Origin of the sequence: Mariniflexile gromovii, from assembly GCF_017814435.1 — a bacterium.
In the GTDB taxonomy this organism is placed as follows: Bacteria; Bacteroidota; Bacteroidia; order Flavobacteriales; family Flavobacteriaceae; genus Mariniflexile; species Mariniflexile gromovii.
In genome coordinates, this window is sequence record NZ_JAGJCB010000033.1 from 1 (window position 1) to 15,535 (window position 15,535).

Below are 15,535 nucleotides of genomic sequence, written 5' to 3' on the forward strand. Positions count from 1 at the left end.
GTTCTTGATGAAAGGGAAGTAAAGTCTAAATCACATATTGAACATTAAAATTCAGAGCCTGTCTTAGTTCACTTTATTTCCTTTCTCTTTCTTAAATTTATAAAAACAAATCTAAAGGAGCTTATCGAAATTTATCAATAAGTTAAATATTTCGACACACTCAATATGATTCATAATTACACTTTTCAGACAGCCTCTTTAAAATAATTAATGGTCTATTAAATGTTCTCAACCAATTGGTGGTGTTGGTCAATTAGTGGGCCACCTTCCATAATTTGTTGAGAAGCTTCGTTCGCAAATTTTTCAAAATTTAAATGAAACGAATGTGCTAATTGAATGGCTTTGCCAATATATGCCCCTTTTTGCAACCAGGTATTCATAGGGTCTAACATTTCGGTTGGTACACCTGGGCAATATTTAGGCATAAATAAGCCGAATATTGGGTTTTGTTCATAATCTACATTTTCCAATTCACCGTTTAATATAGCGGTTATCATGGCACGTGTATATTTTAGTTTTATTCTTGAACCTACACCGTAAGGTCCAGCACTCCAACCGGTATTAATTAACCATACATTCACTCCTGCATCTTGCATTTTTTTACTTAACATTTCTCCATAAACGGCTGGGTGCAAGGGCATAAAAGGCTCGCCAAAACATGCTGAAAATGACGGTACTGGTTCTGTAATTCCAGCTTCTGTACCTGCAACTTTAGCGGTATAACCAGAAATAAAATGGTATGCAGCTTGACCGGGTGTTAATTTAGATACTGGTGGCAATACACCAAACGCATCACAGGTTAAGAAAAATATGTTTTTTGGGTTGTTGGCATAAAGTGTTTCTTGAATGTTGTCTATATGATAAATAGGATAGCTTACACGCGTGTTTTGGGTAATGCTTCCATCTAAATAATCGACTTCACCATTGGCTTTAAACACCACATTTTCCAATAAAGCACCGGGTCTCACAGCTCTAAAAATGTCTGGTTCTTTTTCTTCACTTAAGTCAATTACCTTCGCATAGCATCCACCTTCAAAGTTGAAAATAGTGTTATCTGCAGTCCATCCATGTTCGTCATCTCCAATTAATTTTCTGTTTGGGTCGGCAGATAGGGTTGTTTTCCCTGTTCCAGATAATCCGAAGAAAATAGCAGTATCACCATATTTTCCAACATTTGCTGAACAGTGCATGGGAAGCACATCTCTTTCAACGGGTAAAATTAAGTTTAATGCAGAAAAAATACCTTTTTTCATTTCACCTGTATAAGCAGAACCTCCAATTAAAGCTGTTTTTTTAGTGAAATTTATGATTGAGAAATTACCTTGTCGAATGCCATATGCTGCTGGATCTGGGCAAACATAGCCCGGGGCACAAAGTATTAACCAATCTTCTTTAAAATTTTCCAATTCTTTTTCACTGGGTCTTAAAAACATATTGTAAACGAAAAGGCTGGACCAAGGCAATTCCGCTATGGTTCTAATGTTTGTTTTATATTCTGGTTCTGCGCATACATAGCCATCTCTGGCATAAATTTCTTTTCCAGAAAGGTATTTTTTTACTTCTTTTTCAAGTTTATCAAAATTTTCAGGAGAAACTGGTTTGTTAACTTTTCCCCACCAAACTTTTTCTTTTGTGTAGTCGTCCTTCACAATAAAACGATCTTGAGGCGAACGTCCTGTAAATTTTCCAGTATTAATGGATAGTGTACCGTTTAAGGTTTCTTTACCCATGTTTTTTTCAATTGTAATTTTTTGTAATTCTTCAGGGCTTAAATTCCAATGTACCATTACATTTTCAAGTCCATACTTCTCTAATCCTGATTTTTTTGTAAGTGTTGCTGAATCTTTCATTTTATTCAATTTTAAAATTCCTATTTATTTAAATTGGCCTTTAAAAGAGACCTATATTTTTAGTTATTTTACAAAACCTCTTAAATTTGGTAGATGTAGGCTTGTTTTTTTTTATTATATGTAAATTTACAGTAGAATACTTCCTTTTATTATGACGAATGTCATGATTTGAAAGTACCTTGTATTTTTGATGATAATTCAATGTTTTATGTGTTTTATTACATAAAATGTTTACGAAAACGTAAGAGTATTATTGGTTTTAAATAAATGAATGGTTTTGATTAAGAAACTGATTATTAAATAATTAACTTAAAATATGAAATTAGATATTTTGGCAATTGGCGCGCATCCAGATGATGTTGAATTGGGTTGCGGAGCTACCTTAGCTAAAGAAATAGCAAATGGTAAAAAAGTAGGCATTATAGATTTAACGCAAGGGGAATTAGGAACACGTGGTACTGTTGAAACTAGATATGAAGAAGCCAACAATGCATCTAATATATTAGGAGTATCAGTTCGTATTAATATGAAGTTTGCCGATGGTTTTTTTATAAATGATAAGGCACATCAATTAGAAATAATACGTAAAATTCGCGAGTATCAACCAGAAATAGTTATATGTAACGCTATTGATGATAGGCATATAGACCACGGTAAAGGCAGTAAATTGGTAAGTGATGCTTGTTTTTTAAGCGGACTTATAAAAATTGAAACGAAAACAGAAACGGGTGAATTACAAAATGCTTGGAGACCAAAACAAGTATACCATTACATACAGTGGAAAAATTTAGAACCCGATTTTGTAGTTGATGTTTCAAAGTTTATGGATATCAAGATGAAAGCGGTTCTGGCATATAAAACACAATTCTATGATGCTAGTAGCAAAGAACCGGAAACACCTATTTCCAGCAAAAATTTTACTGATAGTATTATGTACCGAGCAAGGGATTTAGGGCGTTTAGTAGGAGTAGAGTATGCTGAAGGTTTTAATGTAGAACGTTTTGTTGCTGTTGATAGTTTGTTCAATTTGAAATAGTTATCTATAAACAGCATTTTATTTATAAATTACTTAAAAAATTTTCAAAAAAGTCTTTGTAGAAAAGATTGAAATCAGTTACATTTGCACTCGCATTAATAATGCGTGCTACATGGTGGTTGTAGCTCAGTTGGTTAGAGCATTGGTTTGTGGTACCAAGGGTCGCCGGTTCGAGCCCGGTCTTCCACCCAAAACAAAAGCCTTTCAATTTTTTGAAAGGCTTTTTTTGTTACTCTGGTTTATATTTAATTTTTAATATTTTTAGAATGAAAAATTTAAAATTCCTATTTCTGCTTACTAGTTTTTCACTATTAGTTTCTTGCCCGAAAGATGATTCACCTCTTGAGGTAATAGCAGTAAAACCTATCACATATAATCTGTTATATTTCAATTTCGTACAACAAACAGATACTAATGAAGATTCTTTGTCTTATGAAATTGAGTTTATAAATTCTAATGATTTTGAAGTTAAAGGGTTTCCGAAAGTTACACTTACAGTTGGGGACACAGATGATACATCTACCGTTACATTTACACCAACAGGAAATACTCAATGTAGGACTATTGATGCCAACAGTTCTTGTATTCTAACTTACAGTGCTGTTGATGACAATCCTGGATTATTTCCTGCAAATCCTATTAAGTTTATTAATGCGTCATATAACATAGAATAAAAAACTATTAATCCAATTTAATACGCTCATCTCTATTAGCCAATTCCCAAGCGGTTTGAAAAATAAACCGGGTACGGGTTTCTAAAAGGTCGTATTGTATTTTATCAGGTGTGTCTGACGGTTTATGATAATCGGCATGGGTACCATTAAAATAAAAAATAACGGGGATATTGTTTTTCGCAAAGTTGTAATGGTCTGAGCGGTAATAAAAACGATTTGGGTCGTTATCATCGTTATAAGTGTAATCTAACTCCATGTTAAAATATTTTTTATTTACAGCTTCAGAAATAGAGTGTAATTCTTTACTTAATTTATCAGAACCTATTAAATATAAATAGTTACGTTGGTTTTCATGTTTAGGGTCCACACGTCCAATCATATCTATGTTTAAATTTGCTACAGTGTTTGCCAACGGAAAAACAGGATCTACATCGGCATAATAGCGCGAACCGTAAAGGCCAATTTCTTCGCCAGTAACATGTAAAAATAGGATGCTACGTTTAGGTCCATGTCCTTTATCGGCAGCAGCTTTAAAAGCTTTAGCAATTTCTAAAATAGCTACCGTTCCAGAGCCATCATCATCTGCTCCATTATTAATATCTCCATTATTAGAAATACCAATATGATCTAAATGGGCAGAAATTATAATAATTTCATCTGGTTTTTCAGAGCCTTTTATATAAGCTAGCACATTTTCTGAGCCGTTTGTAGTTAAGCCATTAAAAAAAGAAGCAGGAATTTCCTGAAAATAATCCCCATCTGCGATGGGCGACGGTATTCCTAAAGCAACATAATGCTCTTTAATAAATTCAATAGCTTTTTTTTGACCAGGTTCCCCTGTTTTTCTGCCTTCAAATTCATCGGAAGCATAAGTGTAAAGATTCTCTTTTAAATTATTTGCAGTAATTAGTTCTACATAATCGGTGGCTTTTCCGGCATGTTTTGATTTGTTTTGACAAGTACTGCAGCCTACAATCAATATCGCCAGGCATAAAAGCAAGGTTGGTCTTTTCATTAGGTGTTTTTGTTGAAGTATTAATTTTGTACTATAATACAAAAATCAATTAAGGAAAACAATTTTGGGATTAATTTAGATATTGGTTAGTGGCATCTACTTCAAGTCGTTTTGCTTGATTGGCGATTTGCCATGCAGTTGCAAAAATGAGTTTGGCACGTTTTTCTAATAACCCATATTCTATTTTATCGGGTGTATCGGTTGGTTGGTGGTAATCATTATGTTCTCCATTAAAATAGAAAATAACTGGAATGTTTTTGGAAGCAAAATTGTAATGGTCTGATCTGGTATAATATTGATTTTTTTCTCTTTCGGCATTAAACCTATAATCCAAATCAATATTAAAATAAAGACTATTTACTTTTTCAGAAATATAGTGAAGTTCTTTGCTTAATCGATCAGCACCTATAAGATAGATGTAGTTTTTATTGTTTTTATGAATATCGTCAACTCTACCAATCATATCAATATTAAGATCGGTAACGGTCTTTTCTAAAGGAAACACGGGATGTTGCACATAATATTCTGAGCCTCTTTTACCAATTTCTTCCGCAGTTAAATGTAGAAAGAGGATACTCCGCTTTGGACCATGTCCTTCATTTTTTGCCCTATTGAAAGCTTGTGCTATTTCCATAATGGCTACAGTTCCCGAGCCGTCATCATCGGCACCGTAGCATACTTGTCCGTTATCATTAATCCCAAGATGGTCTAAATGTGCTGAAATAATAATGACTTCCTCTGGTTTTTCTGAACCTTCAATGTAGGCCAATACATTTTCAGAAGATTTGATGCCTTTAGAAAAAAAGCTTGCTGGTATATTTTGATAGTAATTACTACCGCCATAAGGCGAATTTATCTTTTCACTTATGTAGTAATTTTTTAGAAATTCTGCCGCTTTTTTTTGTCCAGCTTCACCAACTTTTCTGCCTTCAAAATCTTTTGAGGAAAACTGATATAAATGGGATTTTAATTCTTCAGATGTTATTGTATTGGCATAATTAATAACTAAAGTACTATCTTCTAGTTTTATACTGTCTTTTAGGTTTTGAATTCTAGCTGTATATTTTGGTGTGGCACAAGTACCAACTAACGCGAATGCCGAGAGTATGCAAAAGGTTTTCATGTATAAATTTAAAAGATGTTATTTATCTAATAACTTACAATAAAACCATTCTCTGGGGCGGGAAAATGTTTAGAATGTTAGTTTTTTTAATGTTTTGAGTTTACAAATATATGAATTAACTAAGAAATTACTTACTGGTTTTTGTCTTAATTTATTTTTTCTATATCAACATCCTCAAATTCAATGCTTTCAAGGTCTAAATTTTCTAATTCTTCAATAGCTTCTTCCTCAAATTGGGCTTCTTTTTCGTTTAATATCGGAGTGTTTACTACTTCATTTTTAACAAAAAAAGCTTTATAAGCTGTTATTGATAAAGCACAAAGAGTAAGTAAAAAAGTAAACTGAACGATCTTTTTTACCTTGCCTGTTTTTTTTGATAAATAAAAAGCGATCCCACAAAAAATTAATGCAAAAGCGGCAGGAAAAACAGCCAAATTAGAAATTGGTAATACGGAAAAAATAATTGCTATAGCACAAGTTATGATGGCTAGAATTGTAAATAATTTTTTCATGAATGATTTTTATTGTTTTTAAATGCATACATGCTCTTCACTTTGAAACATTTTTTCAGTAATATGATTTTTAACATGCACATTTCATTTTATAATTTAGTTTTTTAAACCTGATGCCGATTTAATTTTTAACTCACCATTGCCTACAGGTATTTTAAATTTACCATAAACAATAATTTTGTTTTCATCTGCTGTTAACCATAAAAAATTACTGTTTTTACCTTGTAGTACGTTGGCTTCACTGGAGCCAACGGCAAGCTTGTAGCATTCTTTTTTACCAATAGCTGTAGAAATGGTTTCTTTACCTAAATAGGTTATGATGCCTTTAATTTCTTCATTATCAAATAGTATAGTGAACGATTTTTTGGTGCCAACCGACATGCTTTTGTAATCTAAAATTCGCATGTAGTATAAAGTAGACACAATGTCTTTTGTGCCAGAATTAATTTTTATGCTTTTATTTTCAACAAAATTATTCTTTTTCTTCATTACAGATTTTACTGTATTGGTGCCATTGCTAAAAGTGTATTTCACGTTTTTAAAATAGCTTCCTTCATTCACATCTCTGTTGTATAAATAGGGCGTTAAGTTGTTTGGGTTAACATAGCTTTCGTATAAATCTCTAATTTTAAAAAAATTGTCCCATTTGCTATAGGTGGCAGCAGTACATTTCAGTCTTAAAAGTGTCGCTTTTGAGGTTTTTACTTCACTGGTTTCCATGGTTACTTGGGCAATATCTGTTAAAACACCAGACATATTGTAGGATGCAGTATAAGTAAGTTTTTCGCCTGAAGCTATGGCTTTATTTTGGGCAGAAACAGTAGCTGTTAAGGCCACCAGCAATAAAAAAATAAGTGTGATTCGAGTCATATAATAAAATTAATTTATAACGTAGCAATTAGCATTTATTGTGCCGAAAATACAATGCTTTAAGAAATTAAACTAATTTTTATTTGTATAAAATATCAGTACAGGTGGCTGATATTTGTCATAGTTTACTTTATAAACGCTCTTTAATTTTGCTATGCAATCAATTTTATTGTTAATGTATTATTTAAAGTTATATGTATAGATAAATAACAATCAAATTATTGTACAAAAAGGATGTTTAACCCAAAATAAAAACATACTCATGAAAGCTATATTGTTACCAACGGATTTTTCTAAAAACTCAATAAACGCGATAAATTATGCCACGGAGCTTTATAAAAACGTACCATGTGTTTTTTATATTTTAAATGTACAAAAAACAAAATCTTTTATTTCAGATGATTTTATGGCAGGCAATGCATCTACCACTATTTATAATACTATTGTAGATGCAGCAAAAAAATCCATTAACAATATCATAGCAAAACTAAAAGTTAAGTACACCAATGATAATCATGAATTTAAAGCTATTGTAGATTATGACGATTTTATAGATTCCATCAATCAAGTTTCAGAAAAATATAAAATTGATTTGATAATTATGGGAACCAAAGGAGCATCAGGCTTAAGTAAAGTGCTTTTTGGTAGTAATACGGTGCATGTTATTAAAGGTAGTAATGTGCCCGTTTTGGCAATACCAGACAATTGTAAATTTTCTGGTTTAGATAAAATTGCATTTACAACTAGTTATAAAAGAGTTTATAAGAAGGGTGATTTGAATGCTTTAAAAGACATTTTGTTGCTACATAACAGTGAATTTTGTGTGTTGCACATAATTTGTGATAACAATTACTTAGAAGAATTAAATAATGGTCTCGACTTTTTTTATTCAAATTTTACAGCTCCTGTTTTTGAAAATTTGCTTGTAGATGATAACGATGTTTATAACGGAATACATGAATATACCAAAACAAATGCTGTTAAAATGATTGCTATGTTTCCACGTAAGTACTCATTTCTAGATCGATTATTTAATAAAAGTACTTTTGAAAGTGTGGCCTTTAAAATGGACGTTCCATTTTTGGTGATGAGAAAAAGTAATGATTGACGCGAAATTTTTCATGATGTAACATTTTAAGTACTTATACGTCTTATAAGTATCAATCAAAAAAATAACCATCATGAGAGAAGACAATCAACTTTTAGTAATTACCCATTTAAGCCAATTAGTTACTTTGGCAACAGGCTTTGGGAGCTTATTGGTACCCTTAATAATTTGGATAACCCAAAAAGATAAAGTGTATCAAATGGATGCACATGGTAAAAACATTTTAAATTTCCAATTAAGTTTAATCGTATACTTTATAATCTGCATTCCGTTAATTTTACTCCTTGGTTTAGGCTTGTTAGGTTTTATTGTTTTAGGTATAATCTCCATTATATTCCCAATAATAAATGCCATAAAAACTAGTAATGGCGAAATACCAACATATCCATTATCCTTTACTTTTATTAGTTAGTGAATACCTGCGAAAGCAGGATTTTTTTTGCGTTCCCCTTTGGGTCAGGCTTTCCGCTATATCTTTTGGTTTTTTGTTCTGCCCAAAAGGCAGTAATACGTAATTAAGTAAAAGCAAGCCTTTAGTGGTTTGCTATCTATAAAAAACCAAAAGGATGCCGCTTCAATCCTTAACGCGGGCTTGCCGTTTGGTCAATTTCATAAAGCAGGTAAGATTTTTGGAGCTTAGTTTTACCTGCAAGTTTTTTAAAACCTAGTAGGTATTTCATATCATGTAAATAAACCAAATCTACAAGTTTAAAAACCTGGCAGTAAACAAAAAGAGCTATCATTTTTGATAGCTCTTTTTTATAAATTGAGATTCTTGCCTATACAAGAATTTATTAACTATTCAGCATAACAGGCATTACAAGCATGGTTACTTGTTCACCATCGTCAAGTCCGTCAATAGGTGTTAAAATACCAGCTCTATTTGGCATGCTCATTTCTAATTGCACATCGGTAGAACTTAAATTATTCAACATTTCGGTTAAAAAGCGTGAGTTAAAACCAATTTGCATATCATCACCTTGGTAGTCGCAGGTTAAGCGCTCTTCGGCTTTATTGCTATAATCAATATCTTCAGCAGAAATATTAAGTTCTGCACCGGCAATTTTTAAACGTATTTGATGCGTTGTTTTGTTCGAGAAAATACTAACACGACGTACAGAATTTAAAAACTGAGTGCGGTCAATTACCAATTTGTTTGGGTTTTCTTTAGGAATAACCGCTTCATAATTTGGGTATTTACCATCAATCAAACGACAAATCAATTCCGAATTTTCAAAAGTAAATTTCGCGTTGGAATCGTTGTATTCAATAGTAACATCATTTTCACTTCCTGCCAAAATACCTTTTAATAAATTTAAAGGTTTTTTAGGCATAATAAATTCAGCCACTTGGTTTGCTTTCACATCTTCACGGGTGTATTTAACCAGTTTATGTGCATCTGTAGCAACAAAGGTTAAACCTTCAGTAGAGAATTGAAAAAACACACCACTCATTACAGGGCGCAAATCATCGTTTCCTGCTGCAAAAATAGTTTTGCTTATAGCGGTGGCCAATACATCACCAAGAACTACTGTTTTACTTGGGTCTTCTAACGAAACAGCTTTAGGGAATTCCTTTCCATCAGCATAAGCTAAGGCGTATTTACCATGGTTTGAGCTAATTTCAACGGTATTGTTATCTTCAACAACAAAGGTTAAAGGTTGTTCAGGAAATGTTTTTAAAGTATCTAATAATAGTCGAGCAGGAATTGCTACACTACCTGTACTATCACTTTCAACTTCCAATGAAGAAGCCATAGTGGTTTCTAAATCGCTTGCAGAAACAGTAAGCTTGGAATTTTCTAATTCAAATAAGAAATTATCTAAAATAGGTAAGGTGTTCGAACTGTTAATAACACCACCTAAAACTTGCAATTGTTTTAATAAATAGGTACTTGATACTATAAATTTCATGTGTTAATATTTATTTTTTATCCCCTAAATCTCCAAAAGAGGGCTTTTTTTAAGTTTAAATATTTCATTTATATTCTGTAAACTAAATTCATGTAAAACAGAGAAATTTTATGAAAAAAAGAACTTGGTTTCAGTTTTAATTATACTACTTACAAATATATTCCATACCTATTAATATAGGAAACAAACTTATTAACATTTATCTTGATAGCGCAGGCGTTGTTTGCATTAGGTTTTATATACTAATGTGCGTGTTTTTTTCTTCTGAAATAATTAAAAAGCAGCCCGAAAGTCCCTAATAGTAAGAGCGGAAGCAAAATATTTATAACTTGCCATTTCGTTTTTTCATCAGCAATTTTTTCCTGATTTAAAAATTCAACGTTTATTTCTTTCGAACGAATGTTTATAAGTCCATTATCGTCCAATAAATAATTGACCGTATTCAGCAAAAATTCTTTGTTACCAAAGGTTTGCCCTGTCCATCTATCAAAACCTAATTCTTGCGGTACGTTTCTGTAAACATCGTTTTTAATAACATCACCATCAGCAATTACAACCATTTTTGTTGGCACGCTTTTGTTAAGCTCTTTTTGTAGTTTAAAAGGTTTTATTCTATTATCATAAACCGAAGTAAACTCACCCTCCAATAAAACAGCCAAAGTTTGATTGCCTTTATTAAAAGTTGTTGGGTCTGGATCTTGTGTAACAACATCTAAACTTATTTCTCTGGGCGTGCCTTCCAACTTGGTCATGAGTGCACTTTCAAGTAAAATGGTTTTCTTAACGTTGTTTTTAAGTGTGTCTATTTGGTTGGCAAAATCAAATTTAACCAAATTCAAATTATTCACAATAGGATGTCTATCGTTGGAACCAGCTAAAGGAGAATAAAGCCAACGTAAATGTTGGAACTGCGAATCACTACCTTCGCCTATTGCCAATGTAATAGGAGCGGAGTAAAGCGTACTCACAATTACAGGATTGATCCGAACGCCATATTTAAAGAAGAAATCGGTTAAATTTAAGTCTCTAGTTGTTGCAAAGTTTTTGCCGGAAGCGTTGTACAGACTGTCTTTTTCCATAGCCACAGCATCAATAAGCCACAAGCTTTTACCGCCATTCATGGTATATTGGTCCAATACTAATTTTTCTTCTTCGGTAAAGGCTTCGGTAGGTTTTGCAGAAATTATTAAATCAAAATTTTCTAAATCTTTAAGTGTTTTTTGAGGATTGCTAGCAACACTATCTAAAGTAAAAGGGGCAATAAAATAGTATTCACTAAGTTTTTTAATGAAATTGGCAACGTATTTATCGGCAAGCTGTTTATTGCCTCGCAAAACAGCAATTTTGCGATGCTTTGGTTTTGTTAATTTATTAATTCCATCTGCAAAAGCATATTCCAAATGTTGTACGGAATTAGTAACCAAATCTTGTTGTGAAGCACCTATTTTACTTTTTACTAATGGAATAGTAACTGTTTCATCATTGTAACTGGCTAATGCCCAAGGAAAAATAATGGCTTGTGATGCTTTACCATTTTCTTGAACACTTAACTGCATGGGCGTTAGGCCTCTTTCTGTTAGTTGTTGAATGTTGCGTTCGCGCGTAGCGTCATCTTGTAGCGGATTAATAAAATTGAAAACAATGTTTTTATTTTCTGATGAAAACTCTTCAAGTATTTGTTTGGTTTCATTTTGAAGACGTCTGAATTCCGAAGGGAAATCGTCGCCACTTAAAAACACATCAATTACAATGGGTGACTCTGCATTTTTAACAATGTTGATGGTGGCATCACTTAAGGTATAGCGTTTGTCTTCGGTTAAATCAAACCGTTTAAATACAAAGCTACTTAAGTAGTTAATTGCTAATAATGTAATTAATGATAGGACTATATATTTAAGGTGCTTCTTCAAACTTTGTTTCTAATTGATATTGTTTAACACTTACAACTTTATTATTTTTAAATTCCAGTTCCAAACACTCTTGGGTTAGGTTAAAAGCACCTGGTTTGTAACCTAAATTGTAGTTCCATTTGTCGGGTGAATTGGCTTTAATACTATCATCCCAACCATACCACTCACTTTTACCTAAAATGGCCTTAACTTCACTTTTGGTTTTGCCTTTAAACATTTGCTGTTGCGTTATTTCATTACTCATTTCGTAACGTAAAGACGGTTTATCTGCCCAAGCTTCGGCATCAAAATGTTTTTCGTGATGGTAGCTACTAAAAATGTTTATTAACGGATAGAATACAAAAAAATAAACAATGGGCGTTAAAACGATGCTTATTAAAAAACTCAACCATTTGCGTTTATCTATAGTGTTGGTAAATGCCCAAACTAAGATAAAAACGACTATTAAAAAAATAATGAACAGCGGTGTTAAAATCATTTCTCTTCTTTGTTAATATTTAATTTAGTTAGTATTATAAAAAAGGCGGTAATACTTAAAAAATAGATGATATCTCTCGTGTCAATAACCCCACGACTGATGCTTTTGTAGTGCGCATTCATGCCTAATTGCTCTATAAAATTACTGGAGGTGAAATCTGCAACACTATCAAAACCTATATAAAACATGAAACAAATGGCCACAGATGTGATGAACGCCACAATTTGATTGTCTGATAAGGTAGAAGCAAATATCCCAATAGCAGTATAGGCAGCAATTAAAAACAATAAACCAAAATAAGAGCCTAAGGTACTTCCAAAATCTAGATTACCAACAGGATTCCCTAATTGATAAACAGTATATACATATAATAAAGTTGGTAATAAAGCGATTAATATTAATACAAAAGCCCCAAAATATTTACCCAATACAATATTTAAATGCGAAATGGGTTTGGTAAGCAACAACTCTAAAGTGCCTTGTTTTTTTTCATCTGAAAAACTACGCATGGTTACGGCTGGAATCAGGAAAATTAAAATCCAAGGTGCTAATAGGAAGAAGGATGATAAATCGGCAAACCCATAATCCAATATGTTATTTTCACCTTTAAAAAGCCATAAAAATAAACCGTTTAGTACTAAAAAGATGCCAATAACCAAGTACCCTATTGGCGATGCAAAAAATGTGTTTATTTCTTTTTTAAGTATGGCTAACATTAATTTTGTTAAAAGTTAAAAGTTTGAATTTTGTCTATTGTCTATTGTCTATTGTCTATTGTCTATTGTCTATTGTCTACAAAAACCCGTTTCAAAATTACTAAGAAATTGTTCTAAATTTTCTATTTATTATTTTTTATTCCAAACTTTTTGGAAGTATTGAATCTGTACTAAAACTAACGCTCACAGCATCCATTAAACTCAGTCCCATTAAAGTAGAGGCGCTTCCTACTGTGGCGCTATTGCTTTTATAAACGGCAATTTCTAAAAAACCACCCGAGTTAAACACCACCAAACCTCTGCCTTCATCATGGCGTTTTTCTTCAGGGATTTCAAAATTTACAATATCACTATAGCGGTTATGTATCTTTTTAAACTTGTTATTGCGTGCCGAAACTTCAAACGTTCTGCCTTTTTGGATACTTTCAAAAAAGGAGCGCGTAATATTGGTGACCACGTTACCATAATTATCAACATAAATAACACTGCCTATAATTTGGGTTTTGTCATCGTTCACAAAAGGGGTAATGTTCTTAATTGGTTTAATTTCCGAAATGGTTTTCCCAATAACTTCCAAGGTACCACCACGGGCGATATGGCAAGCCACTTTTACAAAAATATCCAAAACAGGAAAACTGCTCTGTATTTTATCATGAATATTAATTTCAACAATTTTTTCTGGAGCAATTTCGGAACAAATCATGCTCATAATCCCATTATTGGCGCAGATAAAAAAGTGATCGTCCAGTTTTATGGCAATGTGTTTATTTTCCTCGTTAATTTCAGAATCAATACCTATAATATGTATCGTCCCTTTCGGGAAACTGTTGTACGCATTTTGAATGATATATCCAGCTTCTAAAATATTGAAAGGCGAAACGGAATGCGAGATATCAACAATTTTAACATCGGGTAGTTCACTGTAAATAGCGCCTTTGGTTGCCCCAGCAAAGTGATCTTTTTCTCCAAAATCGGTTGTTAATGTTATAATCGCCATTGGCAAATTGTTGATATGTTTTTAATGTTAGTGCTCTCAAATTTGTTTACATTTGAGTTTTAACTAAGATGAAACAAACCTACATAAAATTTTTGTTTTCATTTTTATGTTTAGCATGAAAAGTGTAGGTTTATAAAAGTTAATTTTATCAAAATAAAATAACTGATTAAAACTAATAAACCATTTCGTTTTAGTAAACAAAATCAATAGTTACATTAGAAGAATATATAAATAAAATCTACGCCTTTGAACGAAGTTATAATCGAACTAGAAGAAATTTCTCCGAAAGAATTTTTTGGAGCACAAAATGCCCATATTGAAATTTTAAAAAAATATTTTCCAAAGCTGAAAATAGTAGCAAGAGGCAATAAAATTAAAGCCTTTGGCGACGATGATTTACTAGAAGAATTCGATCGCCGTTTGAAAATGCTTTTAACCCATTTTGTCAAATACAATAAGTTAGATGAAAACGTTATTGAACGTGTGTTAACCAGTCAAAGCAGTGATGATTATTCAACATCTGCATCCAGTGGCGAAGTTTTGGTACATGGTGTTGGCGGTAAACTTATTAAAGCACAAACTGCTAACCAGCGTAAATTGGTAGAAAGCATGCGTGCCAATGATATGGTTTTTGCCATAGGACCAGCGGGAACAGGTAAAACCTATACAGGTGTTGCTTTAGCGGTACAAGCGCTTAAAAATAAAGAAGTAAAACGTATTATATTAACCCGTCCGGCAGTTGAAGCAGGGGAGAACTTAGGTTTTTTACCGGGCGATTTAAAGGAAAAGTTAGATCCGTATATGCAACCTTTATACGATGCGTTGCGCGATATGATACCTGCCGAAAAATTAGCAATGTACATAGAAAATGGCACCATACAAATTGCACCATTGGCGTTTATGCGTGGGCGTACGTTGGACAATGCCTTTGTAATTCTAGATGAAGGGCAAAACACCACGCACAACCAAATGAAAATGTTTTTAACCCGAATGGGGAAAAACGCCAAATTTTTATTAACAGGCGATCCGGGGCAAATAGATTTACCACGTCGTACCATTTCTGGTCTTAAAGAAGCGCTTTTAATTTTGAAAAACGTTGAAGGTGTAGGTATGATATTTTTAGATGATAAAGATGTGATTCGTCACCGATTGGTTAAGAAAGTGATTGAAGCTTATAAAAGTATTGAACACGTTGATTAAATAATAAATAATTTGTCTAGTCCTAAATAACCGATACAGATTATTAAAGGATTAAATTTATAAATTAAAGCTGAACAATGTTATCATTGTTCAGCTTTTTTGATTTGTATTGTTTTCTTTTCAATTGATTTTG

15 protein-coding genes and 1 tRNA gene are annotated in these 15,535 nt (G+C 32.5%); 6 read left to right on the top strand and 10 right to left on the bottom strand.

All coding sequences use genetic code 11. The features are described from left to right. Window positions 1-218: 218 nt before the first annotated feature. Window positions 219-1,850, bottom strand: coding sequence for a phosphoenolpyruvate carboxykinase (ATP) (gene pckA, locus J8H85_RS18365; protein ID WP_209657100.1), 1,632 nt, complete (start codon window positions 1,848-1,850; stop codon window positions 219-221). Between the two features lie 316 nt (window positions 1,851-2,166). On the opposite strand from pckA, the gene bshB1 reads away from it, so the two are divergent. The 3 genes from bshB1 (at window position 2,167) to J8H85_RS18380 (ending at window position 3,560) form a co-directional block, all read left to right on the top strand. Continuing rightward, entirely contained in the window at window positions 2,167-2,886 is a 720-nt protein-coding gene (gene bshB1 / locus J8H85_RS18370; protein ID WP_209657102.1) for a bacillithiol biosynthesis deacetylase BshB1, read from the top strand. A gap of 114 nt (window positions 2,887-3,000) precedes the next feature. Next, window positions 3,001-3,076 (top strand) — tRNA-His (locus J8H85_RS18375). Window positions 3,077-3,311: 235 nt separating this feature from the next. Continuing rightward, entirely contained in the window at window positions 3,312-3,560 is a 249-nt protein-coding gene (locus J8H85_RS18380) for a hypothetical protein (RefSeq protein ID WP_209657104.1), read from the top strand. A gap of 7 nt (window positions 3,561-3,567) precedes the next feature. Here the strand turns inward: J8H85_RS18380 and J8H85_RS18385 are convergent, their stop codons facing one another. From J8H85_RS18385 to J8H85_RS18400, 4 genes are all read right to left on the bottom strand, one after another. Next, window positions 3,568-4,575, bottom strand: coding sequence for a M28 family metallopeptidase (locus J8H85_RS18385; RefSeq protein WP_209657106.1), 1,008 nt, complete (start codon window positions 4,573-4,575; stop codon window positions 3,568-3,570). A 70-nt stretch (window positions 4,576-4,645) separates the two neighbouring features. Further along, entirely contained in the window at window positions 4,646-5,698 is a 1,053-nt protein-coding gene (locus J8H85_RS18390; RefSeq protein ID WP_209657107.1) for a M28 family peptidase, read from the bottom strand. Window positions 5,699-5,844: 146 nt separating this feature from the next. Beyond that, the gene (locus J8H85_RS18395; protein ID WP_209657109.1) at window positions 5,845-6,210 is read right to left on the bottom strand and encodes an FUSC family protein; all 366 of its coding nucleotides are present in this window, start codon (window positions 6,208-6,210) and stop codon (window positions 5,845-5,847) included. 96 nt (window positions 6,211-6,306) lie between these two features. Then, complete coding sequence (locus J8H85_RS18400) at window positions 6,307-7,080, bottom strand: DUF3108 domain-containing protein (RefSeq protein WP_209657112.1); 774 nt, start codon at window positions 7,078-7,080, stop codon at window positions 6,307-6,309. A gap of 262 nt (window positions 7,081-7,342) precedes the next feature. On the opposite strand from J8H85_RS18400, the gene J8H85_RS18405 reads away from it, so the two are divergent. Together J8H85_RS18405 and J8H85_RS18410 are read left to right on the top strand one after the other, a co-directional pair. Next, window positions 7,343-8,188, top strand: coding sequence for a universal stress protein (locus tag J8H85_RS18405; protein WP_209657114.1), 846 nt, complete (start codon window positions 7,343-7,345; stop codon window positions 8,186-8,188). A gap of 73 nt (window positions 8,189-8,261) precedes the next feature. Beyond that, window positions 8,262-8,600, top strand: a complete 339-nt coding sequence (locus tag J8H85_RS18410; protein ID WP_209657116.1) for a DUF4870 domain-containing protein — start codon at window positions 8,262-8,264, stop codon at window positions 8,598-8,600. A gap of 382 nt (window positions 8,601-8,982) precedes the next feature. On the opposite strand, the gene dnaN is transcribed toward J8H85_RS18410, so the two are convergent. The 5 genes from dnaN to J8H85_RS18435 all read right to left on the bottom strand — a co-directional run bounded on the left by dnaN (window position 8,983) and on the right by J8H85_RS18435 (window position 14,202). Beyond that, entirely contained in the window at window positions 8,983-10,101 is a 1,119-nt protein-coding gene (gene dnaN, locus J8H85_RS18415) for a DNA polymerase III subunit beta (RefSeq protein WP_209657117.1), read from the bottom strand. 242 nt (window positions 10,102-10,343) lie between these two features. After that, the gene (gene gldG / locus J8H85_RS18420; RefSeq protein ID WP_209657119.1) at window positions 10,344-12,011 is read right to left on the bottom strand and encodes a gliding motility-associated ABC transporter substrate-binding protein GldG; all 1,668 of its coding nucleotides are present in this window, start codon (window positions 12,009-12,011) and stop codon (window positions 10,344-10,346) included. Next, window positions 11,995-12,489 carry a hypothetical protein gene (locus J8H85_RS18425; protein ID WP_209657121.1) on the bottom strand — a complete coding sequence of 165 codons (495 nt, stop codon included), beginning with the start codon at window positions 12,487-12,489 and terminating at the stop codon, window positions 11,995-11,997. The genes gldG and J8H85_RS18425 overlap by 17 nt, the downstream gene beginning before the upstream one ends. Continuing rightward, entirely contained in the window at window positions 12,486-13,205 is a 720-nt protein-coding gene (gene gldF / locus J8H85_RS18430) for a gliding motility-associated ABC transporter permease subunit GldF (protein WP_209657123.1), read from the bottom strand. The genes J8H85_RS18425 and gldF overlap by 4 nt, the downstream gene beginning before the upstream one ends. 136 nt (window positions 13,206-13,341) lie before the next feature. Next, window positions 13,342-14,202 (bottom strand): SAM hydrolase/SAM-dependent halogenase family protein, encoded by an 861-nt coding sequence (locus tag J8H85_RS18435; RefSeq protein WP_209657125.1) that lies wholly within the window; start codon window positions 14,200-14,202, stop codon window positions 13,342-13,344. A 246-nt stretch (window positions 14,203-14,448) separates the two neighbouring features. Here J8H85_RS18435 and J8H85_RS18440 point away from each other — a divergent pair, with 246 nt between their 5' ends. Next, window positions 14,449-15,402 carry a PhoH family protein gene (locus J8H85_RS18440; RefSeq protein ID WP_209657127.1) on the top strand — a complete coding sequence of 318 codons (954 nt, stop codon included), beginning with the start codon at window positions 14,449-14,451 and terminating at the stop codon, window positions 15,400-15,402. Window positions 15,403-15,535: the final 133 nt, after the last annotated feature.